This is a genomic window from Lysobacter sp. CCNWLW3 (assembly GCF_036697405.1).
Classification (GTDB): domain Bacteria; phylum Pseudomonadota; class Gammaproteobacteria; order Xanthomonadales; family Xanthomonadaceae; genus Lysobacter.
Genome location: NZ_JBAHWA010000001.1, coordinates 773,026 through 793,479 on the forward strand (window position 1 = coordinate 773,026; position 20,454 = coordinate 793,479).

At 69.3% G+C, this 20,454-nt stretch carries 13 protein-coding genes; 2 read left to right on the forward strand and 11 right to left on the reverse strand.

Features of this window, described 5'->3' with window-relative positions; translation table 11 throughout:
* Positions 1-35 precede the first annotated feature (35 nt).
* Positions 36-2,237: a TonB-dependent receptor gene (locus V1318_RS03490; RefSeq protein WP_332938330.1), complete on the reverse strand. Its 2,202-nt coding sequence runs from the start codon at positions 2,235-2,237 to the stop codon at positions 36-38.
* Positions 2,238-2,457: 220 nt separating this feature from the next.
* Here V1318_RS03490 and V1318_RS03495 point away from each other — a divergent pair, with 220 nt between their 5' ends.
* Positions 2,458-3,855, forward strand: coding sequence for a GntP family permease (locus tag V1318_RS03495; protein ID WP_332937720.1), 1,398 nt, complete (start codon positions 2,458-2,460; stop codon positions 3,853-3,855).
* Between the two features lie 68 nt (positions 3,856-3,923).
* Positions 3,924-5,150 carry a hypothetical protein gene (locus V1318_RS03500; protein ID WP_332937722.1) on the forward strand — a complete coding sequence of 409 codons (1,227 nt, stop codon included), beginning with the start codon at positions 3,924-3,926 and terminating at the stop codon, positions 5,148-5,150.
* 18 nt (positions 5,151-5,168) lie between these two features.
* Here V1318_RS03500 and V1318_RS03505 read toward each other — a convergent pair whose 3' ends face one another.
* The 10 genes from V1318_RS03505 to nusA form a co-directional block, all read right to left on the reverse strand.
* On the reverse strand, positions 5,169-7,322 hold the full coding sequence (locus tag V1318_RS03505; RefSeq protein ID WP_332937724.1) for a TonB-dependent receptor: 2,154 nt from the start codon (positions 7,320-7,322) through the stop codon (positions 5,169-5,171).
* Between the two features lie 94 nt (positions 7,323-7,416).
* Entirely contained in the window at positions 7,417-8,487 is a 1,071-nt protein-coding gene (locus tag V1318_RS03510) for a DUF5671 domain-containing protein (RefSeq protein ID WP_332937726.1), read from the reverse strand.
* A gap of 350 nt (positions 8,488-8,837) precedes the next feature.
* Complete coding sequence (locus V1318_RS03515; RefSeq protein WP_332937727.1) at positions 8,838-10,721, reverse strand: hypothetical protein; 1,884 nt, start codon at positions 10,719-10,721, stop codon at positions 8,838-8,840.
* 94 nt (positions 10,722-10,815) lie between these two features.
* The gene (gene pnp / locus V1318_RS03520) at positions 10,816-12,924 is read right to left on the reverse strand and encodes a polyribonucleotide nucleotidyltransferase (RefSeq protein WP_332937729.1); all 2,109 of its coding nucleotides are present in this window, start codon (positions 12,922-12,924) and stop codon (positions 10,816-10,818) included.
* A gap of 279 nt (positions 12,925-13,203) precedes the next feature.
* On the reverse strand, positions 13,204-13,464 hold the full coding sequence (gene rpsO, locus V1318_RS03525) for a 30S ribosomal protein S15 (RefSeq protein WP_091637084.1): 261 nt from the start codon (positions 13,462-13,464) through the stop codon (positions 13,204-13,206).
* Between the two features lie 260 nt (positions 13,465-13,724).
* Positions 13,725-14,489, reverse strand: coding sequence for a hypothetical protein (locus V1318_RS03530; RefSeq protein ID WP_332937734.1), 765 nt, complete (start codon positions 14,487-14,489; stop codon positions 13,725-13,727).
* Positions 14,490-14,534: 45 nt separating this feature from the next.
* Positions 14,535-15,515: a tRNA pseudouridine(55) synthase TruB gene (gene truB / locus V1318_RS03535; RefSeq protein ID WP_332937735.1), complete on the reverse strand. Its 981-nt coding sequence runs from the start codon at positions 15,513-15,515 to the stop codon at positions 14,535-14,537.
* Positions 15,516-15,737: 222 nt separating this feature from the next.
* Positions 15,738-16,109 (reverse strand): 30S ribosome-binding factor RbfA, encoded by a 372-nt coding sequence (rbfA, locus tag V1318_RS03540; protein WP_091637087.1) that lies wholly within the window; start codon positions 16,107-16,109, stop codon positions 15,738-15,740.
* 5 nt (positions 16,110-16,114) lie between these two features.
* Positions 16,115-18,733: a translation initiation factor IF-2 gene (gene infB / locus V1318_RS03545; RefSeq protein ID WP_332937743.1), complete on the reverse strand. Its 2,619-nt coding sequence runs from the start codon at positions 18,731-18,733 to the stop codon at positions 16,115-16,117.
* A gap of 220 nt (positions 18,734-18,953) precedes the next feature.
* The gene (nusA, locus tag V1318_RS03550) at positions 18,954-20,441 is read right to left on the reverse strand and encodes a transcription termination factor NusA (RefSeq protein WP_332937744.1); all 1,488 of its coding nucleotides are present in this window, start codon (positions 20,439-20,441) and stop codon (positions 18,954-18,956) included.
* Positions 20,442-20,454 lie beyond the last annotated feature (13 nt).

Below are 20,454 nucleotides of genomic sequence, written 5' to 3' on the forward strand. Positions count from 1 at the left end.
GGATCGGGTGGCACCCGCCCCGCTTTCGTCGTCGATCAGAAGTCGTAACGCACCGACAGCGTGTACTGGCGCGGCGCGCCGTAGAAGCCGGTGAACACGCCCAGCGCCGAGTTCAGGCTGTAACCGGTGGTTCGGTACTCCTTGTCGGCCAGGTTGGTGCCCTGCAGCGAGACCGTCCACGGGCCGCCGCTCTTCCAGGTCACGCCGGCGTTGACCAGGCCGTAGCCGTCCTGGGTGATCGGCACCGCGCCGGTGCGCACGATCTCGGTGGTCGCGACCACCTCGCTCTGGTAGCTGTAGCCCACGCGCGCGGCCAGGTTGCCGCCGTTGGACAGGTCGGTGCGGTATTCGACGTTGAGCGCGCCCGAGAATTCCGGCGCGTTGGTGAACTCTTGTTCCTTGGCGATGTTGACGCCGGCGTACATGAACTCGTCGTACTTGGCGTCCAGCCAGGCGAGATTGCCGGAGATCAGCCAATTCTGATTCGGCAGCCACTGGTACTCGACTTCCAGGCCGTCGACGGTGCCAGAACCGGCGTTGGTGAAGTCGCCGAAGAAGGCGTCGTTGGTGCCGTCGCCGTTGCTGTCGTAGGCGGTGAACACCGACAGCTGGATGTCCTGGTACTTGTTATGGAAGTAGGCCAGGTTCAGGAACATGGTCTGGTCGAGGAACGACATCTTGCTGCCGATCTCGTAGCTGTCGACGACCTCGTCGTCGAAGGGCTCGGCCGAACGCGGCACCGCGGTGGCCTGGGCGCGGATGTTGTAGCCGCCGGACTTGAAGCCGCGCGTGGCCAGGCCGTACAGCAGGATGTCCGGCGTGATCTGGTAATCCAGCGAGACCTTAGGCGAGGTGTTCTTGAAACCGATGCGCTTGTCGAAGTTGGCCGCGACCACGCCGTTGGGCGTGGTGAAGGTCGCGTCGCGGTAGCCGCGGTTGAGCACCTTGGCGCGCTTGTCCTCGTCGGTGTAGCGCACGCCCACGTCGAGCTTGAGGCGGTCGGTCAGGTCGAAGGTCCAGTCGGCGTAGGCGGCGATGCTCTTGGTGTAGACCGTGCCCTGGGTGTCGCCGAAGGAGAGATTGAAGAAGTTGTTGAGGACCTGGCCGCCGGCCTCGCCGTCGAAGGCGTAGATGCCCATCACGCCGCGCGCGCGGCCGCCGCCGTCGTAGTTGGCCTGCAGCTCGTGGCTGACCTGCTGATCGCTGTAGAACGCCTTCACGTCGGCGATCTTGTTCTGCAGGGTGTCGAAGTCGATGTTGGTCTCGGTGTCGGACTCGCGCTTGGCCAGCACGTATTTGAACGCCCAGTTCTCGTTGGCGTTCCAGTTCACCGTCGCCGAGGCGCCCTTGATGGTGGTGTCGTTGACGTTGGGCATGCCGTTGCGCACGTCGTAGCGGCTGTCCATCGGCTGGGTGCCGGGCGCGAAGCGGTTGGCGGCCAGCATGCGGGCGCCGCGCACACCGGACTGGTCGTCCATCCAGTCGAAGGCGAACTGGATGTTGAGGTCGTCGCTGACGTAGGCGCCGAGCTGGCCGCGCAGGGCCAGGATTTCCTTGTCGCTCACGTCCTGGTGGGTGACCACGTTCTCGCCGAAGCCGTCGCGGTTGAGGCTGGCCACCGCGATCCGGCCGCGCAGGGTGTCCTGGCCGCCGATCGGGCCGCCGACGGCTGCCTTGACGTCGAGCTGGTTGTAGTTGCCCACCGTCACCGAGGCGAAGCCGTCGAACGAGGTCGGCAGGCCGCGCGAGATGTACTTGATCGCGCCGCCGATGGTGTTCTTGCCGTACAGCGTGCCCTGCGGGCCGCGCAGCACTTCGATGCGGTCGACGTCGAACACGTCCAGCAGCGCGCCCTGCGGCCGCGCGATGTAGACGTCGTCCATGTAGATGCCCACGCCCGGGTCCACGCCCCACAGCGGATCGGACTGGCCGACGCCGCGGATGTAGGCGGTGATGGTGCTGCTGGAACCGCGCGCGGCGTAGATGGTCAGGTTGGGCACCTGGGCGTCGAGATCGCTGAGGTCCTCGACGTTGAGTCGGTCCAGCGAATCGGCGGTGAACGCGGTGACCGCGACCGGCACCTCCTGCAGCGTCTCCTCGCGCTTGCGCGCGGTGACGGTGACCGAGCCCAGGGTCTTGGCCTGGCCGCCTTCGGCGGCGGGCGCGGCGTCCTGGGCCCAGGCCGTCGGCGCCAACAACGCGCAGGCGATGGCCAGACTCAGACTGCGACGGCTCATGGTGGTGCGTGCGATCACGATGCTCTCCTCCCCAAGGTGACGCCGGCGGCGGTAAGACCCGACAGGCGGCGGACGGGCATTCCCGTCATGCGGCACAGACTAGGAGGCCACCGCCGCGGGCGGCAGCTGTACCTTCGGACAATGCCCCAGCGCCGCCGCGATGCGGACACTGCGCCCCTACGCGGGGACATCCGCCCGCAGACGGGATTGGGGCTGTTCAATGGATTTTCTGATCGTGCTGGCCGCGTTGTGCTTCCTGATGTTCGTGGCCTACCGCGGCTACAGCGTGATCCTGTTCGCGCCGGTTGCGGCGCTGGGCGCGGTGCTGCTGACCGATCCGGCCCTGGTCGCGCCGATGTTCACTGGCCTGTTCATGGACAAGATGGTCGGCTTCCTCAAGCTGTACTTCCCGGTGTTCCTGCTCGGCGCGATCTTCGGCAAGCTGATCGAGCTGTCCGGCTTCTCCAAGGCGATCGTGGCCGCGACCATCCGCCTGCTCGGGCGCGAGCGCGCGATGCTGTCGATCGTGGTGGTATGCGCGCTGCTGACCTACGGCGGCGTGTCGCTGTTCGTGGTGGTGTTCGCGGTGTACCCGTTCGCGGCCGAGCTGTTCCGCCAGAGCGACATCCCCAAGCGCCTGATCCCCGGCACCATCGCGCTGGGCGCGTTCACCTTCACCATGGACGCGCTGCCGGGCACGCCGCAGATCCAGAACATCATCCCGGCCTCGTTCTTCGGCACCAACGCCTGGGCCGCGCCCTGGCTGGGCAGCCTGGGCGGCGTGTTCATCCTGATCGTCGGCCTGAGCTATTTGAACTGGCGCCGGCGCAGCGCGCTCAAGGCCGGCGAAGGTTACGGCGAGCAGTTGCTCAACGAACCGGCGCCGTTCGTGGGCGGCAAGCTCGCCAACCCGGCGCTGGCGATCCTGCCGCTGCTGCTGGTCGGCGTGTCCAACAAGCTGCTGACCGCATGGATCCCGGGCTACTACGGCGCCAGCCACAGCTTCGACCCGGCGGTGATCGGCGACGCCGCGCCGGTGGTGCAGGACGTGGCCAAGGTCGCCGCGATCTGGGCGGTCGAGGGCGCGCTGCTGATCGGCATCCTCAGCGTGCTCGCCTTCGCCTGGAAGCCGGTGATGGCGAGCTTCGCCGAGGGCACCAAATCGGCGATCGGCGGCGCCCTGCTGGCGGCCATGAACACCGCCTCGGAGTACGGCTTCGGCGCGGTGATCGCGGCGCTGCCGGGTTTCCTGATCGTGGCCAATGCGCTGGGTGCGATTCCGAACCCGCTGGTCAACGAGGCCGTGACCGTGACCGCGCTGGCCGGCATCACCGGCTCGGCCTCGGGCGGCATGAGCATCGCCCTGGCGGCGATGTCCGAGACCTTCATCGCCAACGCCAACGCGGCCGGCATCCCGATGGAAGTGCTGCACCGGGTCGCGGCCATGGCCTCCGGCGGCATGGACACCCTGCCCCACAACGGCGCGGTGATCACCCTGCTGGCGGTGACCGGCCTCAGCCATCGCCAGGCCTACAAGGACATCTTCGCGATCACCCTGGTCAAGACCCTGGCGGTGTTCGTGGTGATCGGCCTGTACTACTCCACCGGTCTGGTCTGAGACCGCACGGCCAAGGCGGCCGCGCGCGTGTTGTAGGCTGGGCCCATCCGTCCGGACCGCAGGCCGCCATGCCGACCACCACCTCCGCGCCCGACCGCCGTCGCGCGCGCAACGGCAACGATCTGCGCGGCGTGCAGCGCCTGACCATCGACGCGATCACCGGCGTCACCGACCTGGTCGAGGCGATGCACGCCAACATCAGCGCCCTGCCGGGCGTGCTCGGCAAGCCCGCCGCCGGTCCGGCGCCCGGCATCGCCGGCCTGGTCTATCGCAGCGTGCGCGGGGTCACCCGGTTCGTCGGCGACGGCCTCGACCTGGCCTTCGCCAAGCTCGCGCCGCTGCTGGACGTGGTGCGGCCGCCGCCGCAACGCGAGGCCGTGGTCGCCGCGCTCAACGGCGTGCTCGGCGACCATCTGGACGCCACCGGCAATCCGCTCGCGATTCAGATGCGCCTGCGCCACGACGGCCATGCGCTGACGCTGCACCGCGACGCCCTCGCCCGCGCCCTGCCCGAGGCCGGCGGCAAGCTGCTGATCCTGGTCCACGGCCTGTGCATGAACGACCTGCAATGGCGCTACGCCGGCCACGACCACGGCGCCGCGCTCGCGCGCGAGCTGGGCTATACGCCGCTGTACCTGCACTACAACAGCGGCCGCCGCATCTCCACCAACGGGCGCGAGTTCGCCGCGCTGACGGAGCAATTGCTGCGGCATTGGCCGGTGCCAGTGGAGCGCCTGAGCATCCTCTGCCACAGCATGGGCGGCCTGGTCGCGCGCAGCGCCTGCGTGGCCGCGCAGGAGCAGGAACAGGCCTGGCTCGCGCGCCTGGATCGCCTGGTCTTCCTGGGCACCCCGCACCAGGGCGCGCCGCTGGAGCGCGCCGGCAGCTGGGTCGACACGCTGATCGCGCTGAGCCCCTACACCGCGCCGTTCGCGCGCCTGGGCAAGGTCCGCAGCGCCGGCATCCAGGACCTGCGCCACGGCAACGTCCGCGACGAGGATTGGCAGGACCGCGACGGCGACGGCCGCGCGGACGGCCGCGTGCCCTCGCCGCTGCCCAAGGGCCCGCGCTGCTACGCGATCGCCGCCAGCACCGCCAGCCAAGCCAGCGACGAGGACGCCCTGCCCAAGGGCGACGGCCTGGTTCCGACCGCGAGCGCGCTGGGCCGGCATCGGGACCGCGCCTACGACCTGCGCATCGCCCAGACCCGCCAGCGCATCGCCTACGGCGTGCATCATCTGGAGCTGTTGAGCGATGCCGGCGTCTATCGGCAATTGCTGCGCTGGCTGGCCTGAGCGGCGCCTACGCGCGATTCAATCGACCCGCGGCGCCGCATCCCAGGCCACCCCGAGGGTGAAGCCGCGGCCCGCGCCCGGCTCGAAGTAGCGCGCATTGCCCTCGTTGACGATCACCGAGCCCACGTAGTCGCGGTCGAACAGATTGTCGACGCGCGCGAAACCGCGCCAGCCGCGCGCGTTGCGCGGGCGCCAGTCCAGCCGCAGCGCGTAGCGCGCATTGCCGGCGACGCTGTCGGTGTTGCGGTCGTCGACCGCGATGCGATCGCTGAAACGGCCTTCCAGCGCGGCATCCAGGACGCCGTCGCGCGAGCGCCAGGCGATCTCGGCGTAGCCGTCGGCGCGCGGCACCCCGGGCACGCGGTTGCCGGCCGCGACCGTGCGCGTGGCGCCCTGCACGCGGTAGGCGAAGCTCTGCTGGAAACGCGCGTCGATCCAGTTCGCCGCCAGCGCATAGCGCCAGCGCGCGCCCCAGGTGCCGTCCAGGCCCAGTTCGATGCCGTCGCGGCGGGTGCGGCCGGCGTTGGCGAAACTGGCGCGGCCGCCGCGGCTGTCGGCGGGCACGATCTCGCGCTCGCCTTCGACCCGGTACGCGGCCAGGCTGAAGCGCCCACCGTCGTAACGCCAACGCATTCCCAGCTCGGCGGTGTCGAAACGCGCCGGCCGCAGCTCGCGATTGAAGCCGGCGCTGCCGTCGGCGCGATAGGCCAGTTCGGTCGCGGTCGGCGTTTCGAAGCCGCGGCCGAGGCTGGCGAAGACTTCGCCTTGCGCGAATGCGCGCGCCACGCCCAGCGCCGCCGAGGTTTCGCGGTAATCGGCGCCGCCGCTGTCGTCGCCGTTGCCCGGCGCGAAATAGCGGTCGTCGGAGCGGAAGTCCAGGCGCGCATGCCGCACCGCGCCCAGCACCGTCCAAGCCGGCGCCGGCGCGTAGTCGCCGATCGCGTACAGCTCGCGGTCGCAGATGCGGTTGCGCTCGTCGCGGCGCAGCCGGCCGCGCACGCCCAGGCGATCGCCGACGAAATTCTCGTAACCGCGCCGGTCCTCGTCCAGGCGCGCCAGCTCGACGCCGAGCGCGAACGCGCCGCGCGCGCCGCGCCAGCGGTGTCCCGCGTCCACGCCCAGCGAACTGCGCCCCAGGTCGATCACGCCGCCGGCGCTGCCGGGCGCGGCCTGCGCCGCCACCGGCAGGGCCAGGTACTGCTGCACGTCGCGCTCGATGCGGTAGCCGCCGATCCAGGCCTCGCGCCCCGGCGCATAATCGCGCTGCCAGCGCAGGCCGGCCTGATGATTTTCGATGCGTTTGCGGGTATCGAACCTGCGCGCGACCGCGTCGGTGCCGTGCACGTCGGCGCGCAAGCCGGCGCGGTCCAGGCCTAGCGGATCCTGGGTGTCGGGCTGCGACAGCGAGTTCAGCACCAGACGAACGCGTTCGCCCTCGCGCGGCGCCCACTCGGCCACGGCATCGAACTGCGAGCGCTGCGCGGCCGCATGGTCGCGCTCGCCGTCGGTTTCGAAACGGCTGGCGCCGACCCGGCCGCGCCAGCGTCCGTCGTCGCTGGCGGCATCGGCGACCGCGCTCGAACGGCGGCTGCCGTGATCGCCGGCCCAGGCCTGCAGACTGGCGCCGCGCAGGCGCTCCAGATCCGTGGCGGCCACGATCGCGCCGCCGGCGGCGTTGCCGTATTGCAGCGCCAGCGGGCCGCGCAGCACTTCGATCCGGTCCAGCGCATCGAGCGGGAAATTCGCCGCCTGCCCCTGCCCGTCCGCGGCCGAGGCGGGAATGCCGTCCACCACCAGGCGAATGCCGCGGATGCCGAAGGTCGAACGCGCGCCGAAGCCGCGGCTTTGTATCTGCAGGTCCTGGGCGTAGTTCTGGCGATCCAGCACGCTGATACCGGGCACCCGCGCCAGGGCCTCGGACAGGTTCACCTGACGCTGGCCCGCGCGCAGGGTCTCGCCGTCGATCGCGGTGACCGCGCCTGGGAAGGTGGATAAGGGACGCCGCGGCGCGACCACCTCGACCGTGTCCAGCGTGCGCGCGTCGGTCCCGGCTTGTTGCGCCGCCGCCGGCGCGGCCACCGCGCCCAGGGTCAGAGCGCAGGCGACCGCCAGGCGCCGCCACGCTGGCGGGAATGCGTGCAACTGCGTCGGGTTCGATACGAAGGGCGGCATGCGATGGCGGTCCGAACGGCTGCCGGCATGATGCCATCCCGTTCGCACCGCGCCTGCCACCGGCGTCACGCCGTCGCCGGTGGCCGGACCGGGCTTACTCCTTCTCGCTGTTCAGATCGAAGCAGTGCCTGCCGGTCGGGTGCGGCCATTCGCGGTCGTACCAGTTGTCCTTGCCGTCGGCGCCGGTATCGGTATCGAAGTTGGCGCACAAGCGATACGCGCGGCCCGGACCCGGCTCGTACACGTAGGGCAGGCCGCTGGTCGGATCGGTATAGCTCAGACTCACTCCAGGCTGGTCGGCCAGCGCCTTCAGATTCGGCGGCAGGCGATCGTGCTGGCGGGCGTAGTTGTTCACCGCCCTGCTGATCTCGCCGAAATCCCGCGCACGGCGCTGGTCCAAACGGATCAGGCGCTGCGCGCCGGGCCCGCCGGTGATCCACAGCGCCGCCACCACCGCCGCCAGCATCACCGCGGCGGTCAGGATCAGCAGCCCGCGCCCCACCGCGCGCCCGCCGGGGCCCTCGGTCTCCTCGCGGCGCAGGTCGCGCAGGTAATAGCCGAACACGGTGCCCGCGATCGCCGCGACCACCAGCACCTTGAGCACGAAGCGCAGGCTGAGTTCGCCGTCGAGCAGGTTGTAGACCAGCGCGGTCATGTCGCCGATCAGCACCGAGGCGGCCACGAACAAGGTCAGGTAGGTCAGCCAGCGCCGTACCGGCGACAAGCGCTTGATCGGGTAGCGCGCGACTTCGCGGGCCAGGTAGGCGCTTACGAACGCGAACACCGGGAAGGCGATGATCACGGCCGCCACCGACCAATGCAGCTCCGGTCCCAGTCGCATGTTTATCAGGCGCCCGGCCATGTCCGCCGGATCGGGCAGCCAGGTATTGATCAGATCGAACAGCAGGCTGCCCAGATTGAAGGCGACGAAGTACAAGGTCGCGAACAGCACCAGGTAGAGGAAGGCCTCGCGCGCCGACAGCGAGGCGCGCGGCCTGGGCACCGGCACCACGAAGCCCACGTCCGCGTAGGCGTCGAGCACGCCGCGCGTCTGCTCGGCCGTCCATCCGGCCTGGCCCAGGGCCTGGGCGATCGCTTCCTTGGTTTGCCCGCGCAACAGCGCTTCGCGTACGAACAGTTCCAGTTCCTGGGTTCCCGCCGCCATGCCTGCGCTTCCGCTGGTGAGTGCCGTGAATCTAGCAGCTTGGCGGCCCGGTTCCGCGACGGTCGGCTGAGTGGAGGGATACGCTACCGCGGGGCGCGCGCGGAGCTACGCGGCTCTGCTACCGGCCCGGCCGCCACGGTAGGCTCCCAGTGGCTCGCGGAGCCCGGGCGCCCGCAAGCCTCATACCTGCCCCATGCGGCAGATGCACCGCCGGCTCTGTCCGTCTCCAGGCAGTTGTCCGCTCGGACAACATCGCGCTGCCGCTGCCTCCGCACGCCGTCATGCCCGATCGGCGTGGCGGCGTGCGGGATCCGACGGGAGCTCTGGTGCTCTCGCGCCGATCGCCGTACTCAGTTCACCGTGCAGGTGAAGCTCAGCCTTGCGGTCTCGCCGGCAGCTAGCTGGCCCAGGGCGATGCCCGCGATCAAGTCGTTTATCGTGAAACTCCCCGGCGGGACGCCGTTACCGGTGATGGTCACCGTATTGCCGCCCGGGCAGGTGATGCCCGCGCCCGGCGCATCCCTCACCACCGCGCCGGTCACCACGGCCGGCCCCTGGTTGGTCACCGCCAAGGTGTAGGTAGTAGCGGCGCCCGTGGCCACGACATCGTCGGGCAGATCGCTGGGCTGCGCCTGGGTGAAGGTGTTCGACTTGGTGATCGTCAGGTCGGCGATCGTGCGCCCGTTGGAGTAGGTGCAGGTGATGTCGTCGGCCGGGGCGAGATTGGCGAGATCGAACGAGATGCCCGCGCCGTTGGGCAACACCGTCGGCGACCCCGCGTTGGCGTTGCTGCAGGCGATTTGCGAAGTGTAGTTACCCAACGCGCTGGCGCTGCCGGCGGCCATCGCTTCGGTGAGGACGTAGTTCCCGCCGGCATCGGCGCTGGCGAAATCGGCGGTGCCGGTGGCGGCGGCACCGGTGCCGGCCGTGTTCACGCCGGCGTTGGTCGTGGCGCCGCCGCTGGGGCCGGCGATGTTCAACGCGAACTGGTCCGATGCATCGATGCGCCCGTTCGGCAGGGCCTTTTGCAGGCGCACGCGCGGACGGCTGTTGGTGTAGGTGCACGTCGGCGGCGTGGCGGGCAGCGGCGTCGCGAAACTGTCGGCCGCGACCGTGACCGTGCCGGTGTTCAGATCGACGACGGGCGCGGTGGCGAACCCCGTGCAGGCGATGGCGGTCACCCGGTAACCGGTCGGAATGGTCGTCTCCTGGATCGTGGCCACGGCATCGCGGTTGATTACCAGCAACGGCTGCGTGCCCGCGACGGTCCAGGCGTCGAACGCGACCGGCGTGTTGGCGGCCGTCGTGGTGATGCTGGCGCTGGTGTCCACGGCCGCGGTGCCCACTACCGTGTCGGCATTGGCGGTGGTGAAACTGAAGGTCTGGTTGCCGGCCTGGCGATTGGTCTGCTTGACCAGGCAGATCGACGGCGAAGCGATGCTGACATTGCGGACGAACAGGTCGTCGGTGGCACCATCGCTGGTGGCGTTCTGCTCGCGGCTGGTCTGGATCCTCAGCACGCCGCCTGCCGACAACATGTTGGCGGGCAGCCTGATCCGATAGGTCACGGTGGTGTTCACGCTGGTCCAGCTGGCGGCGGAAACCTGGGTGAGCGTGGCGCCGTTGGAGGCTGTCGGGGCCGGCGCCACTGCCGGAGTGGCTCCGAACGGCGAGGTCCTGAAGGTGGCGTAGACGACGTTGTTGTAGACGACCTGCATGTCCACCTGGTTGCCGTTGACGCCCTGCACGCCGCCGCCATTGCCCCACTGGGTGGCGATGGTGATCTCGCTGCCGCCCGCCACGCCGCCGGCGATCGTCTGCTGGATCGAGTTGTAGGCGCCGAGGTTGGTTCCCATGTCGTTGTTGTGGAAGACGCCGCTGCCGCCCAAGGTCCAGCCGGACGCGCCTTGCGCCGTCGTCGTGGTCCAGGGGGCTATCGTGCCGGCGAAGGTGGGGTTCACGACCGGCGCCAGCGCCGTGCAGGTCTGGGCGAAGGCCGGCGTGGCGCCGAACCCCAGCGCAAGCGCCAGCAGGCAGCCGGCGTGGCGTAGCCAGCGCGCCGCGCCCGCCGCAGCCCGGTCCGGACGGCCCGGGTCGCGCCGGTCCGATCCGCGCCGCTTCGCTCCACGCCGGTCCGATGCCTCCCCGATCCGGGGCGTGGGGCTGATAAAGCTGGCTGGCATTGGGCTGTCCCGACCGAGGGCGACGCCCCTCTCCAATCCCAATGTCTCCATTCGCTGCCGAATCAGGACATGTCCTGGCACCGGCGCCACAAAAGAAAAGCGGGCCGAAGCCCGCTTTTCCGGAGACAGCCATGGCGCACGGCGATTACTCGGCCACGACGCCCTCGCCTTCCTCGACGGCCTTCATCGACAGGCGGATGCGGCCCTGCTTGTCGACTTCCAGCACCTTGACCTTGACCACGTCGCCTTCCTTGAGCTTGTCGCTGACCTTCTCGACGCGCTCGTTGGAGATCTGCGAGACGTGGACCAGACCGTCCTTGCCCGGCAGGATCGTCACGAAGGCGCCGAAGTCCATGATCTTGGCGACCTTGCCTTCGTAGATGCGGCCCGGCTCGACGTCGGACACGATCTGGTCGATGCGCGCCTTGGCGGCCTGCGCGGCGGCGGCGTTGACCGAGGCGATGACGATGGTGCCGTCGTCCTGGATGTCGATCTGGGTGCCGGTTTCCTTGGTGATCGCCTGGATGGTCGAACCGCCCTTGCCGATCACTTCGCGGATCTTGTCCGGGTGGATCTTCATGGTCAGCAGACGCGGGGCGTACTCGGACAGCTCCGAACGCGAGGTGGTGATGGCGTTGGCCATCTCACCCAGGATGTGCAGGCGACCGGCCTTGGCCTGGCCCAGCGCGACCTTCATGATCTCTTCGGTGATGCCCTGGATCTTGATGTCCATCTGCAGGGCCGAGATGCCCTCGCTGGTGCCGGCGACTTTGAAGTCCATGTCGCCAAGGTGATCCTCGTCGCCCAGGATGTCGGACAGGACGACGAAGTTATCGCCTTCCTTGACCAGGCCCATCGCGATGCCCGCGACCGGCGCCTTGATCGGCACACCGGCATCCATCAGCGCCAGCGAGCTGCCGCAGACCGAAGCCATCGAGGACGAACCGTTCGACTCGGTGATTTCCGAGACCACGCGGATGGTGTACGGGAATTCTTCCATCGTCGGCATCACGGCGAGCACGCCGCGCTTGGCCAGACGGCCGTGGCCGATTTCGCGGCGCTTCGGGCCCATCATGCGGCCGGCTTCGCCCACCGAGAACGGGGGGAAGTTGTAATGGAACAGGAAGTGTTCCTTGTACTCGCCCGAGACGGCGTCGATGATCTGACCGTCGCGCGCGGTGCCCAGGGTGGCGACCACGATGGCCTGGGTCTCGCCGCGGGTGAACAGCGAGGAGCCGTGGGTGCGCGGCAGCACGCCGACCTTGGACGCGATCGGGCGCACGGTGTCGAGGGCGCGGCCGTCGATGCGGACCTTGGTGCTCAGCACCGAGTTGCGCATGGTCTGGTACTCAAGCTCGCCGAATTCCTTCGACAGCTCCGAGTTGGCCCAGCCTTCGGCTTCGGCGCGGCCGGCCAGCGACTGCATGACGTCCTTCTTGATCGCCGAGATGGCGTCGCGGCGCTGCAGCTTGTCGCGGACCTGGAAGGCGGCGGCGAGCTGGTCGCCCACGGCCTCCTTGAGGGCGGCGATCAGGGTTTCGTTCTTGGCCGGAGCTTCCCAGGTCGAGGCCTTGGTGCCGGCTTCGACGACGAGCTCGTTGATGATGTTGATGACCTTCTGCATTTCGCGATGGCCGAACATCACCGCGCCCAGCATGACGTCCTCGGACAGCATCTTGGCTTCGGATTCGACCATCAGCACCGCGTTGGAGGTGCCGGCGACGACCAGTTCCAATTCGGAATCGGCCAGCTCGCTCACGGTCGGGTTCAGCAGGTACTGGCCGTTCTTGTAACCGACCTTGGCCGCGCCGATCGGGCCCTGGAACGGGGTGCCGGCCAGCGCCATGGCGGCCGAAGCGCCGATCAGCGCCGGGATGTCGCCGTCGATTTCCGGATTCATCGACATCACGGTGGCGATGATCTGGACTTCGTTCTTGTAGTCCTCGGGGAACAGCGGACGGATCGGGCGATCGATCAGGCGCGAGATCAGCGTTTCCTTCTCGGTCGCGCGGCCTTCACGCTTGAAGAAGCCGCCCGGGATGCGGCCGCCGGCGTAGAACTTCTCCTGGTAATCGACGGTGAGCGGGAAGAAATCCTGCCCCTCGCGCGCGCTCTTGGCGGCGACGGCCGTCACCAGCAGTACGGTGTCGTCCATCTTGACGATCACGGCGCCGCTGGCCTGGCGAGCGATCTCGCCGGTTTCCAGCGTCACCTGGTGGTTGCCGTACTGGAAGGTCTTGGTAATTTTTGCCACGTTGGGTTCCTTCGGTTCGATACGTTCCGGTCGAGGCCCTTGCCTCACCCGGTCGGCCGCCGTAACGGCCTGCGGTTTGGTGTGCACCCTGGCCCGGGCGTCCGCCCTGGCCGGGTTGCGCGGCCCGGACTGCCGGGCCTGGGCCGAAGCGGACTGGACCGGAGCGGTCCTGGGCCGATCGGCTGGCGCTGCGTCCTGCATCGCCGCGGGGCGCGGTTCCGAAGATTCCGGTCCCGCAAAAGAAACCGCGGCGCATCGCTGCGCCGCGGTCGGTATCGGTTAGCGGCGCAGACCGAGCTTTTCGATCAGGGCCTTGTAACGCTCGTTGTCTTTGCGCTTCAGGTAGTCGAGCAGGCTGCGGCGGCGGTTGACCATCTGCAGCAGGCCGCGCCGGCTGTGGTGGTCCTGCTTGTGCAGCTTGAAGTGACCGGTGAGCTGCTCGATGCGAGCGGTGAGCAGGGCGACCTGGACTTCCGGCGAACCGGTGTCGTTGGCGCCGCGCTTGTTGTCTTCAATGATCTTGCTGGTGTCGATCGACATGATGTTCTCTTCCGATGCGTGGCCTGCAGAAGCGAATCGGTCGCGGCCTTGCCGCCCCGACGCACCGCCTGGCTCGCCGTTTGCTATGGATTAGGGATGCCGTTCAAGCGCGAGTGCTTGGGAAGTGCTTGAAAAGCGGCGGAATTGTATCAGCCCGCGGCGGCGAATGCGACCTGAATCGCGAGCGGCCGCGCAATGGGCTCCGGGGCCCGCGAACGCCGCGAGTTCATGCGCTCGGCCGCTGCCTGCGCTGGAGGCCGTCAATCGGCCGCCGCGTCGCGTTCAGTTTCGCTCCCGGCCCGATCCCGCGCCTGCGCCGCCGCTTCCGGCGCGGCTGGCGCGCGTTGGATTTCGGCCTGGGCCTGCGGCCGTCGCTGCCGCAGGGCCTGAAGCTGCGAGCGCCGCGGCGCCTCCCGGGCATCGTCCCCACCCTGCCCGGCCGCACCGGACTGCGCCCGCACGCGCCGCAGGCCCTCGATCATGGCGCGCACGTCGCCCTTGAGCTGCAGGCGCCACTGGCCGTCGATACGGCGCAGGCTGACGATGTCCATCAGGGTCATGGGCGTGTCGGTCAGACCGGAACGCATGACCGTGCGGGTGACCGCATGGTACTGGTCCTCGCCCTCGGCGATGCCACCGATCACCTGCACGCTGTCGATGCTGACCCCGCCCACAACGCGCATGGTGCCGGCCATGAAGGCCGCGAAGAACTCGTTGTCGTCCAGGCGCTCGATCTGCTCGGGGGTCTTGCCGCCGAACAGGGCCGCCATGCGCGGATCGGCGGTGGCGCCGGAGATCCTGTCGCCCAACAGTTCGCGCAGGTCCTTGAGCGCGGCCGGGTCCATCAAACGGGCCAGGCACGGCCAGTCCTGGCGGCGGCTGCACTCGGCCGAGGCGTCGATCACCGGCTGCGGGCGGCGGGTGTCGACGCTCTCGACGGGCTGGGCCGGCGTGGCGGCGGCCGCCCAGACGGGCATCGCGACGGCGATCAGCGCCGTCGCCAGCCTCAAGTTCATGCGCTTCATCGTCGCTCCCCCGGCGTCCCTGGACGCGCCGAACGCCGGCGGCCCTCAGGCGTCCGGGTCGGACGCCTGTTCCTGGGCGACGGTAGCCGCGCCCGGGCTGCCGCTCAAGACCGCCCAGCGGAACAGACGCTGCGGCTGCAGGCGCTGCCGATCGTCGCGCTGGCCCAGGCCCAGGCAGCGGCCGTCTTCGCCGAACACCGCGACCAGGCCCGGCTCGCCTTCGGCGCAGGGCACGGACTGGCCGTAGCCGATCCGGCGCTGGGCCTGCGCGTCCAACTGCACGCGCTCGAATCCGGCCAGGCCGGCCTCGATCGGCAACAGGCAGGCGTCGAGCGCGGCCTCGCCCTGTTCGGCCAGGGCGCGCAGCTCGTCCAGGGTGTACATGCGCGGCTGCACGAAGGGCTCGACCCAGAGCCGGCGCAGCGTCGCCACATGGGCGCCGCAGCCCAGGGTTTCGCCGAGGTCGCGCACCAGGCTGCGCACGTAGGTGCCGGAACCGCATTCGACGTGCAGGCGCAGGCGCGCGCCGTCGCGCTCGATCACGCGCAGCGCATGCACGCTGACGTCGCGCTCGGGCGCCTCGATGGCTTCGCCGCGGCGGGCCTTGGCGTACAGCGGTTCGCCGCCCTGCTTGAGCGCGGAATAGATCGGCGCGCGCTGGCGGATCTCGCCGCGCAGCGGCGCCAGCGCCGCTTCGATCGCGGCTTCGTCCAGTTCCGGCACCGGGCGCTCGAGCAGGATCGCGCCGTCGGCGTCGTCGGTGTCGGTGACCGCGCCCAGCACGGCTTCGGTTTCGTAGGCCTTGCGCGCCCCCAGCAGCAGGCCGGCGATCTTGGTGGCCTCGCCGAAGCACAGCGGCAACAACCCGGTCGCGAGCGGATCCAGGCTGCCGGTATGGCCGCCCTTGTCGGCGCGGAACAGATGGCGCACCTGCTGCAGGGCCTGGTTCGAGCTCAGGCCCGGCGGCTTGTCGAGCAGCAGCAGCCCGTCTAGGGCCCGGAACACGGTGCGAGGCTTCTTGCTCATGCGGGCATTGTAGGAGCGATGGCGGCGTGCACCAGTCCGGCGGGCGGACGCTGGGGCGCGAGGCAATGGGAGGGAATCGCCCGCCGCCCGCGGTGGGAGCGGCGCGGGTCGCGATCGCGAATCCGCGATCGCCTGGCTGGCTGGAGCAAGGTCGGCCGCCGATCGCGGCTCACGCCGTTCCCGCAGGAGATCGGCGTGGCCCGAAGCCGGAGACGCCCCGGCTCAGTCCTGTTCGGACTCGGGTTCCTGCGGCGGCAGATCGCGCAGCAGGTTGTCGATGCGTTCGCCGCGGTCGACCGAGTCGTCGTAGTGGAAGTGCAGCTCCGGCACGTGGCGCAGCTTCATGGCCTTGCCGAGCTGGAAACGCAGCTGCGGCGAGAGCAGCTTCAGCGCCTTGACCGCTTCCTTGGAACGCTCGGCCTGCAGGGCGGTCACGAACACCTTGGCATGGGCCAGATCGCGCGTGACCTCGACATCGGACACGCTGACCGACGGCAGAGCATGCTCGCGCACGGCCTCGTGCACGATCCGGCCCAGCTCGCGACGGAGCTGGGCGGACACGCGATCGCTGCGATAGAACGTCTTCTGCGCCATTTCGATTACAGCGTACGCTGCACTTCGATGCGCTCGAAGCACTCGATCTGGTCGCCCGGCTTGACGTCGTTGTAGGCCTTCACGCCGATGCCGCATTCGGTGCCGTTACGCACTTCGTCGACGTTCTCCTTGAAGCGGCGCAGCGATTCCAGCTCGCCCTCGAAGACCACCGCGTTGTCGCGCAGCACGCGGATGGGCTTGGAGCGCTTGACCACGCCCTCGACCACCATGCAGCCGGCGACCGCGCCGAACTTGGAGCTGCGGAACACGTCGCGCACTTCGGCGATGCCGATGATCTCTTCGCGGATCTCGACGCCGAGGATGCCCGAAGCCACCTGCTTCACCTGGTCGATCACGTCGTAGATGATCGAGAAATAACGCAGGTCGACGCCGTTGCCCTCGATGATGCGGCGCGCGGAGGCGTCGGCACGGACGTTGAAGCCGATCACGGTGGCCTTGGCGGTGGCCGCGGCGTTGGCGTCGGACTCGGTGATGCCGCCCACGCCGGAGCTGATCACGTTGATGCGGATCTGATCGTTGGACAGCGCCATCAGCGACTGGCGCAGCGCCTCGACCGAACCCTGCACGTCGGCCTTGATGACCAGGTTGAGGCTCAGCTGGCCCTCGCCCTTGCCCATCTGGGCCATGATGTCTTCCATGCGGTTGCCGGCGGCGGCGACCAGGCGCGATTCGCGGCGCTTGGTGTCGCGCTGCTGGGCGACGTCCTTGGCCAGGCGCTCGTCCTCGACCACCACGAAATCGTCGCCGGCGTCGGGCACGCCCGACAGGCCCAGCACCTGCACCGGAATCGACGGACCGGCGAATTCCACCTGCTTGCCGTTCTCGTCGAACAGCGCGCGCACGCGGCCGTACTGCACGCCGCAGACCAGGTAGTCGCCCTTCTTGAGCTGGCCCTGCTGGACCAGCACGGTGGCGACCGGGCCGCGGCCCTTGTCGAGCGCGGATTCGATGACCGTACCGGTGGCGCGGCCGACCGGCACCGCCGACAGCTCCAGCACTTCGGCCTGCAGCGAAATCGCGTCGAGCAGGCTGTCCACGCCCTGACCGGTCTTGGCCGACAGCTCGACCATCTGGGTGTCGCCGCCGAAGTCCTCGGCCACGACCTGTTCGGCCAGCAGTTCGTTCTTGACCCGCAACGGATCGGCGTCGGACTTGTCGACCTTGTTGATCGCCACGATCAGCGGCACGCCGGCCGCCTTGGCGTGCTGCACGGCCTCGCGGGTCTGCGGCTTGACGCCGTCGTCGGCCGCGACCACCAGCACCACGATGTCGGTCAGCTTGGCGCCGCGCGCGCGCATCGAGGTGAAGGCGGCGTGGCCCGGGGTGTCGAGGAAGCTGATCACGCCGCGGTCGGTTTCGACGTGGTACGCGCCGATGTGCTGGGTGATGCCGCCGGCTTCGCCGGAGGCGACCTTGGTGCGGCGGATGTAGTCCAGCAGCGAGGTCTTGCCGTGGTCGACGTGGCCCATGATGGTGACCACCGGCGGACGCGCGACGCGGTCGCCCTGCTGCTCTTCGACGTGCGCGATCAGCGCGTCCTCGGCGTCGTTGCCGTTGGCCTTGATCACGGTGTGGCCGAGTTCCTCGGTCACCAGCGCCGCGGTGTCGTGGTCGATGCTCTGGTTGATGGTCGCCATGACGCCCATCTTGAACAGCGCCTTGACCACGTCGCCGCCCTTGAGGGCGAGCTTCTGGGCCAGATCGGCGACCGTGATGGTCTCGCCGATCGCGACTTCGCGCACGATCGGCGCGGTCGGACGCGAGAAGCCGTGGGCGCCGCCGCCGGAGCGGCTCTGCTCGGCCTGACGGCGCGGCTTGGACTTGCCGCGCGTGCTGCTGGTGCGGCGGGCGCGGTCGGAGGCGCTCAGGTGCAGCTGACCGGCGAAGCGGTTGGCGGCATCGTCGTCCTCGACGCCGGCGACCATCGCGTGCGAGCCGCGGGTCTTGTGGCGCGGATTGTTGCGGTCGTCGACGCGGGCCGGCTCCGGACGGGCGGGCGCCGGCTTCGGATGGCCATGGCCGTGCGTGGTCGGCGGCTTGCGCACCGGCGCCTCGTCGTTCTCGGCGGGCACGACCGCGCTGACGTCGGCGAGCTTGGCCTTCTGCTCTTCCTCGGCCTTGGCGCGGGCAGCCTCTTCGGCTTCGCGACGCGCGGCGTCGGCGGCTTCGGCGCGACGCTTGTCGACCTCGGCCAGCTTCTGCTGCTCGGCCAGGTTGCGCTGCTTGGACTCTTCGAGCTTGCGCAGGATCTCGGCGCGCTCGTCGGTCGGGTCGCCCTGGGCCTCGTTCGGCTTGACCAGGGTGACCTTCTTGCGCACGACCACGTCGACGGTGGTGCGGTTCTTGCCGCCACCGACGGTGAGTTCCTGCTTGCGGCTGCGGTTGAGCGTGATCTTCTTCGCCGCTTCGCTCTCTTCGGCGGGCTTGTCGACCTTGCCGTGCGAGCGCTTCAGGAAGCCGAGCAGCTTTACTTTCTCGATGCTGGTCACGACCTGGTCGGGGCCGCTGAAGCTCATGCCGGCCTCGGCCAGCTGCTCCAGCAACTTCTCGACCGGCGTGTTCACCAGTTCGGCCAGCTTGCGGATGGTGGTTTGCTGCGACATTCGGTGTCCGTTTCCTTCGTGGCGCGGGACGTGTCCCGCGCGTGATGGCGCCATTCTAGCCCCGCGCAGCGCCCAACACCTCGGCGCCTCGCAGACCCGGATGGCCTGCCCGCGGACCGGGCCCATGCCCGGTCCAGCGAAGCCGGATCGGGGCGCTAGCCGCGATCCGGGGTGCCGGAAGACGCCCGCCAGGGACCTCTTCCGGCCTGAAGCTAAATCCTCACTCGAACCAGTGCTTGCGCGCTTCCATGATCAGGGCCGCAGCGCGGGCTTCGTCCATACCTTCGATATCGGTCAGCTCGTCGGTCGCCAGGTCGGCCAGATCGTCGCGCGTGACCACGCCGCGGCCGGCCAGCAGGTAGGCGAGCTCGTCGTCCATGCCCTCCAGCGACAGCAGGTCCTCGGCCGGCTGGTGCTCGTCGAGCTCCTCCTCGGCGGCCAGGGCCTCGTTCAGCAGGGCGTCGCGAGCGCGGGCACGCAGTTCCTCGACGATGTCCTCGTCGAAGCCCTCGACCGCCAGCAGTTCGCCGACCGGCACGTAGGCGATTTCCTCGACCGTGCTGAAGCCTTCCGAGACCAGGATGCCGGCGATTTCCTCGTCGACTTCGAGCTTGTCCTGGAATAGCTGGCGGGCCGAATTCTGCTCGGCTTCCGACTTGGCGGTGACCTGGTCCTGGGTCATGACGTTGAGCTGCCAGCCCGACAGGCGGCTGGCCAGGCGCACGTTCTGGCCGCCCTTGCCGATCGCCTGGGCCAGACGGTCCTCGGCCACGGCCAGGTCCATCGAATGCTTTTCCTCGTCGACGATGATCGACTGCACTTCCGCCGGCGCCATCGCGTTGATGACGAACTGGGCCGGGTTGTCCGACCACAGCACGATGTCGACGCGCTCGCCGTTGAGCTCGTTGGACACCGCCTGCACGCGCGAACCGCGCATGCCGATGCAGGCGCCGATCGGATCGGTGCGGTTGTCGTGCGCGAGCACGGCGATCTTGGCGCGGTCGCCCGGATCGCGCGCGCAGGCCTTGATCGAGACCAGGCCCTGGCCGACTTCCGGCACTTCCAGCTTGAACAGCTCCATCATGAATTCCGGGGCGGCGCGGCTGATGAACAGCTGCGGGCCGCGCGGCTCGGTGCGCACGTCGAACAGGTAGCCGCGCACGCGGTCGCCGGCGCGCAGCACGTCGCGCGGAATGCCCTTGTCCTTGGGAATGATCGCCTCGGCGTTGCCGCCCAGGTCGACGTAGATGTTGCCGCGCTCCACGCGCTTGACGATGCCGGTGACCAGCTCGCCGACGCGGTCCTTCCAGGCGTCCACGACCTGGGCGCGCTCGGCCTCGCGCACGCGCTGCACGATGACCTGCTTGGCGGCCTGGGCGGCGATGCGGCCGAAGTCCGGGTTCTCGATCTGCTCCTCGATGTAGTCGCCGACCTCGACGCCCTCCACCTCGTCGACCGCGTCCATCAGGCGCACCTGGCGGTCGGGCGATTCCATCACCACGTCGTCGGCCACGACTTCCATGCGGCGGAACGTTTCGTAGCTGCCGTCCTTCTGGTCGATCGAGACGCGCACCAGCACGTCTTCGTCGTGATAGCGCTTCTTGGCGGCGGACGCCAGCGCGGCCTCGATGGCCTCGAAGATGACCTCGCGCGGCACGCCCTTTTCGTTGGCGACTGCGTCAACTACCAGCAACAGTTCCTTGCTCATCTCGTCACTCCGC

Bases quoted from the DNA above. Each gene is read 5' to 3' on its own strand.
- V1318_RS03490 (WP_332938330.1), bottom strand. From the start codon at position 2,237: ATGAGCCGTCGCAGTCTGAGTCTGGCCATCGCCTGCGCGTTGTTGGCG.
- V1318_RS03495 (WP_332937720.1), top strand. From the start codon at position 2,458: ATGGATTTTCTGATCGTGCTGGCCGCGTTGTGCTTCCTGATGTTCGTG.
- V1318_RS03500 (WP_332937722.1), top strand. From the start codon at position 3,924: ATGCCGACCACCACCTCCGCGCCCGACCGCCGTCGCGCGCGCAACGGC.
- V1318_RS03505 (WP_332937724.1), bottom strand. From the start codon at position 7,322: ATGCCGCCCTTCGTATCGAACCCGACGCAGTTGCACGCATTCCCGCCA.
- V1318_RS03510 (WP_332937726.1), bottom strand. From the start codon at position 8,487: ATGGCGGCGGGAACCCAGGAACTGGAACTGTTCGTACGCGAAGCGCTG.
- V1318_RS03515 (WP_332937727.1), bottom strand. From the start codon at position 10,721: ATGGAGACATTGGGATTGGAGAGGGGCGTCGCCCTCGGTCGGGACAGC.
- rpsO (WP_091637084.1), bottom strand. From the start codon at position 13,464: ATGTCGATCGACACCAGCAAGATCATTGAAGACAACAAGCGCGGCGCC.
- V1318_RS03530 (WP_332937734.1), bottom strand. From the start codon at position 14,489: ATGAAGCGCATGAACTTGAGGCTGGCGACGGCGCTGATCGCCGTCGCG.
- truB (WP_332937735.1), bottom strand. From the start codon at position 15,515: ATGAGCAAGAAGCCTCGCACCGTGTTCCGGGCCCTAGACGGGCTGCTG.
- rbfA (WP_091637087.1), bottom strand. From the start codon at position 16,109: ATGGCGCAGAAGACGTTCTATCGCAGCGATCGCGTGTCCGCCCAGCTC.
- infB (WP_332937743.1), bottom strand. From the start codon at position 18,733: ATGTCGCAGCAAACCACCATCCGCAAGCTGGCCGAACTGGTGAACACG.
- nusA (WP_332937744.1), bottom strand. From the start codon at position 20,441: ATGAGCAAGGAACTGTTGCTGGTAGTTGACGCAGTCGCCAACGAAAAG.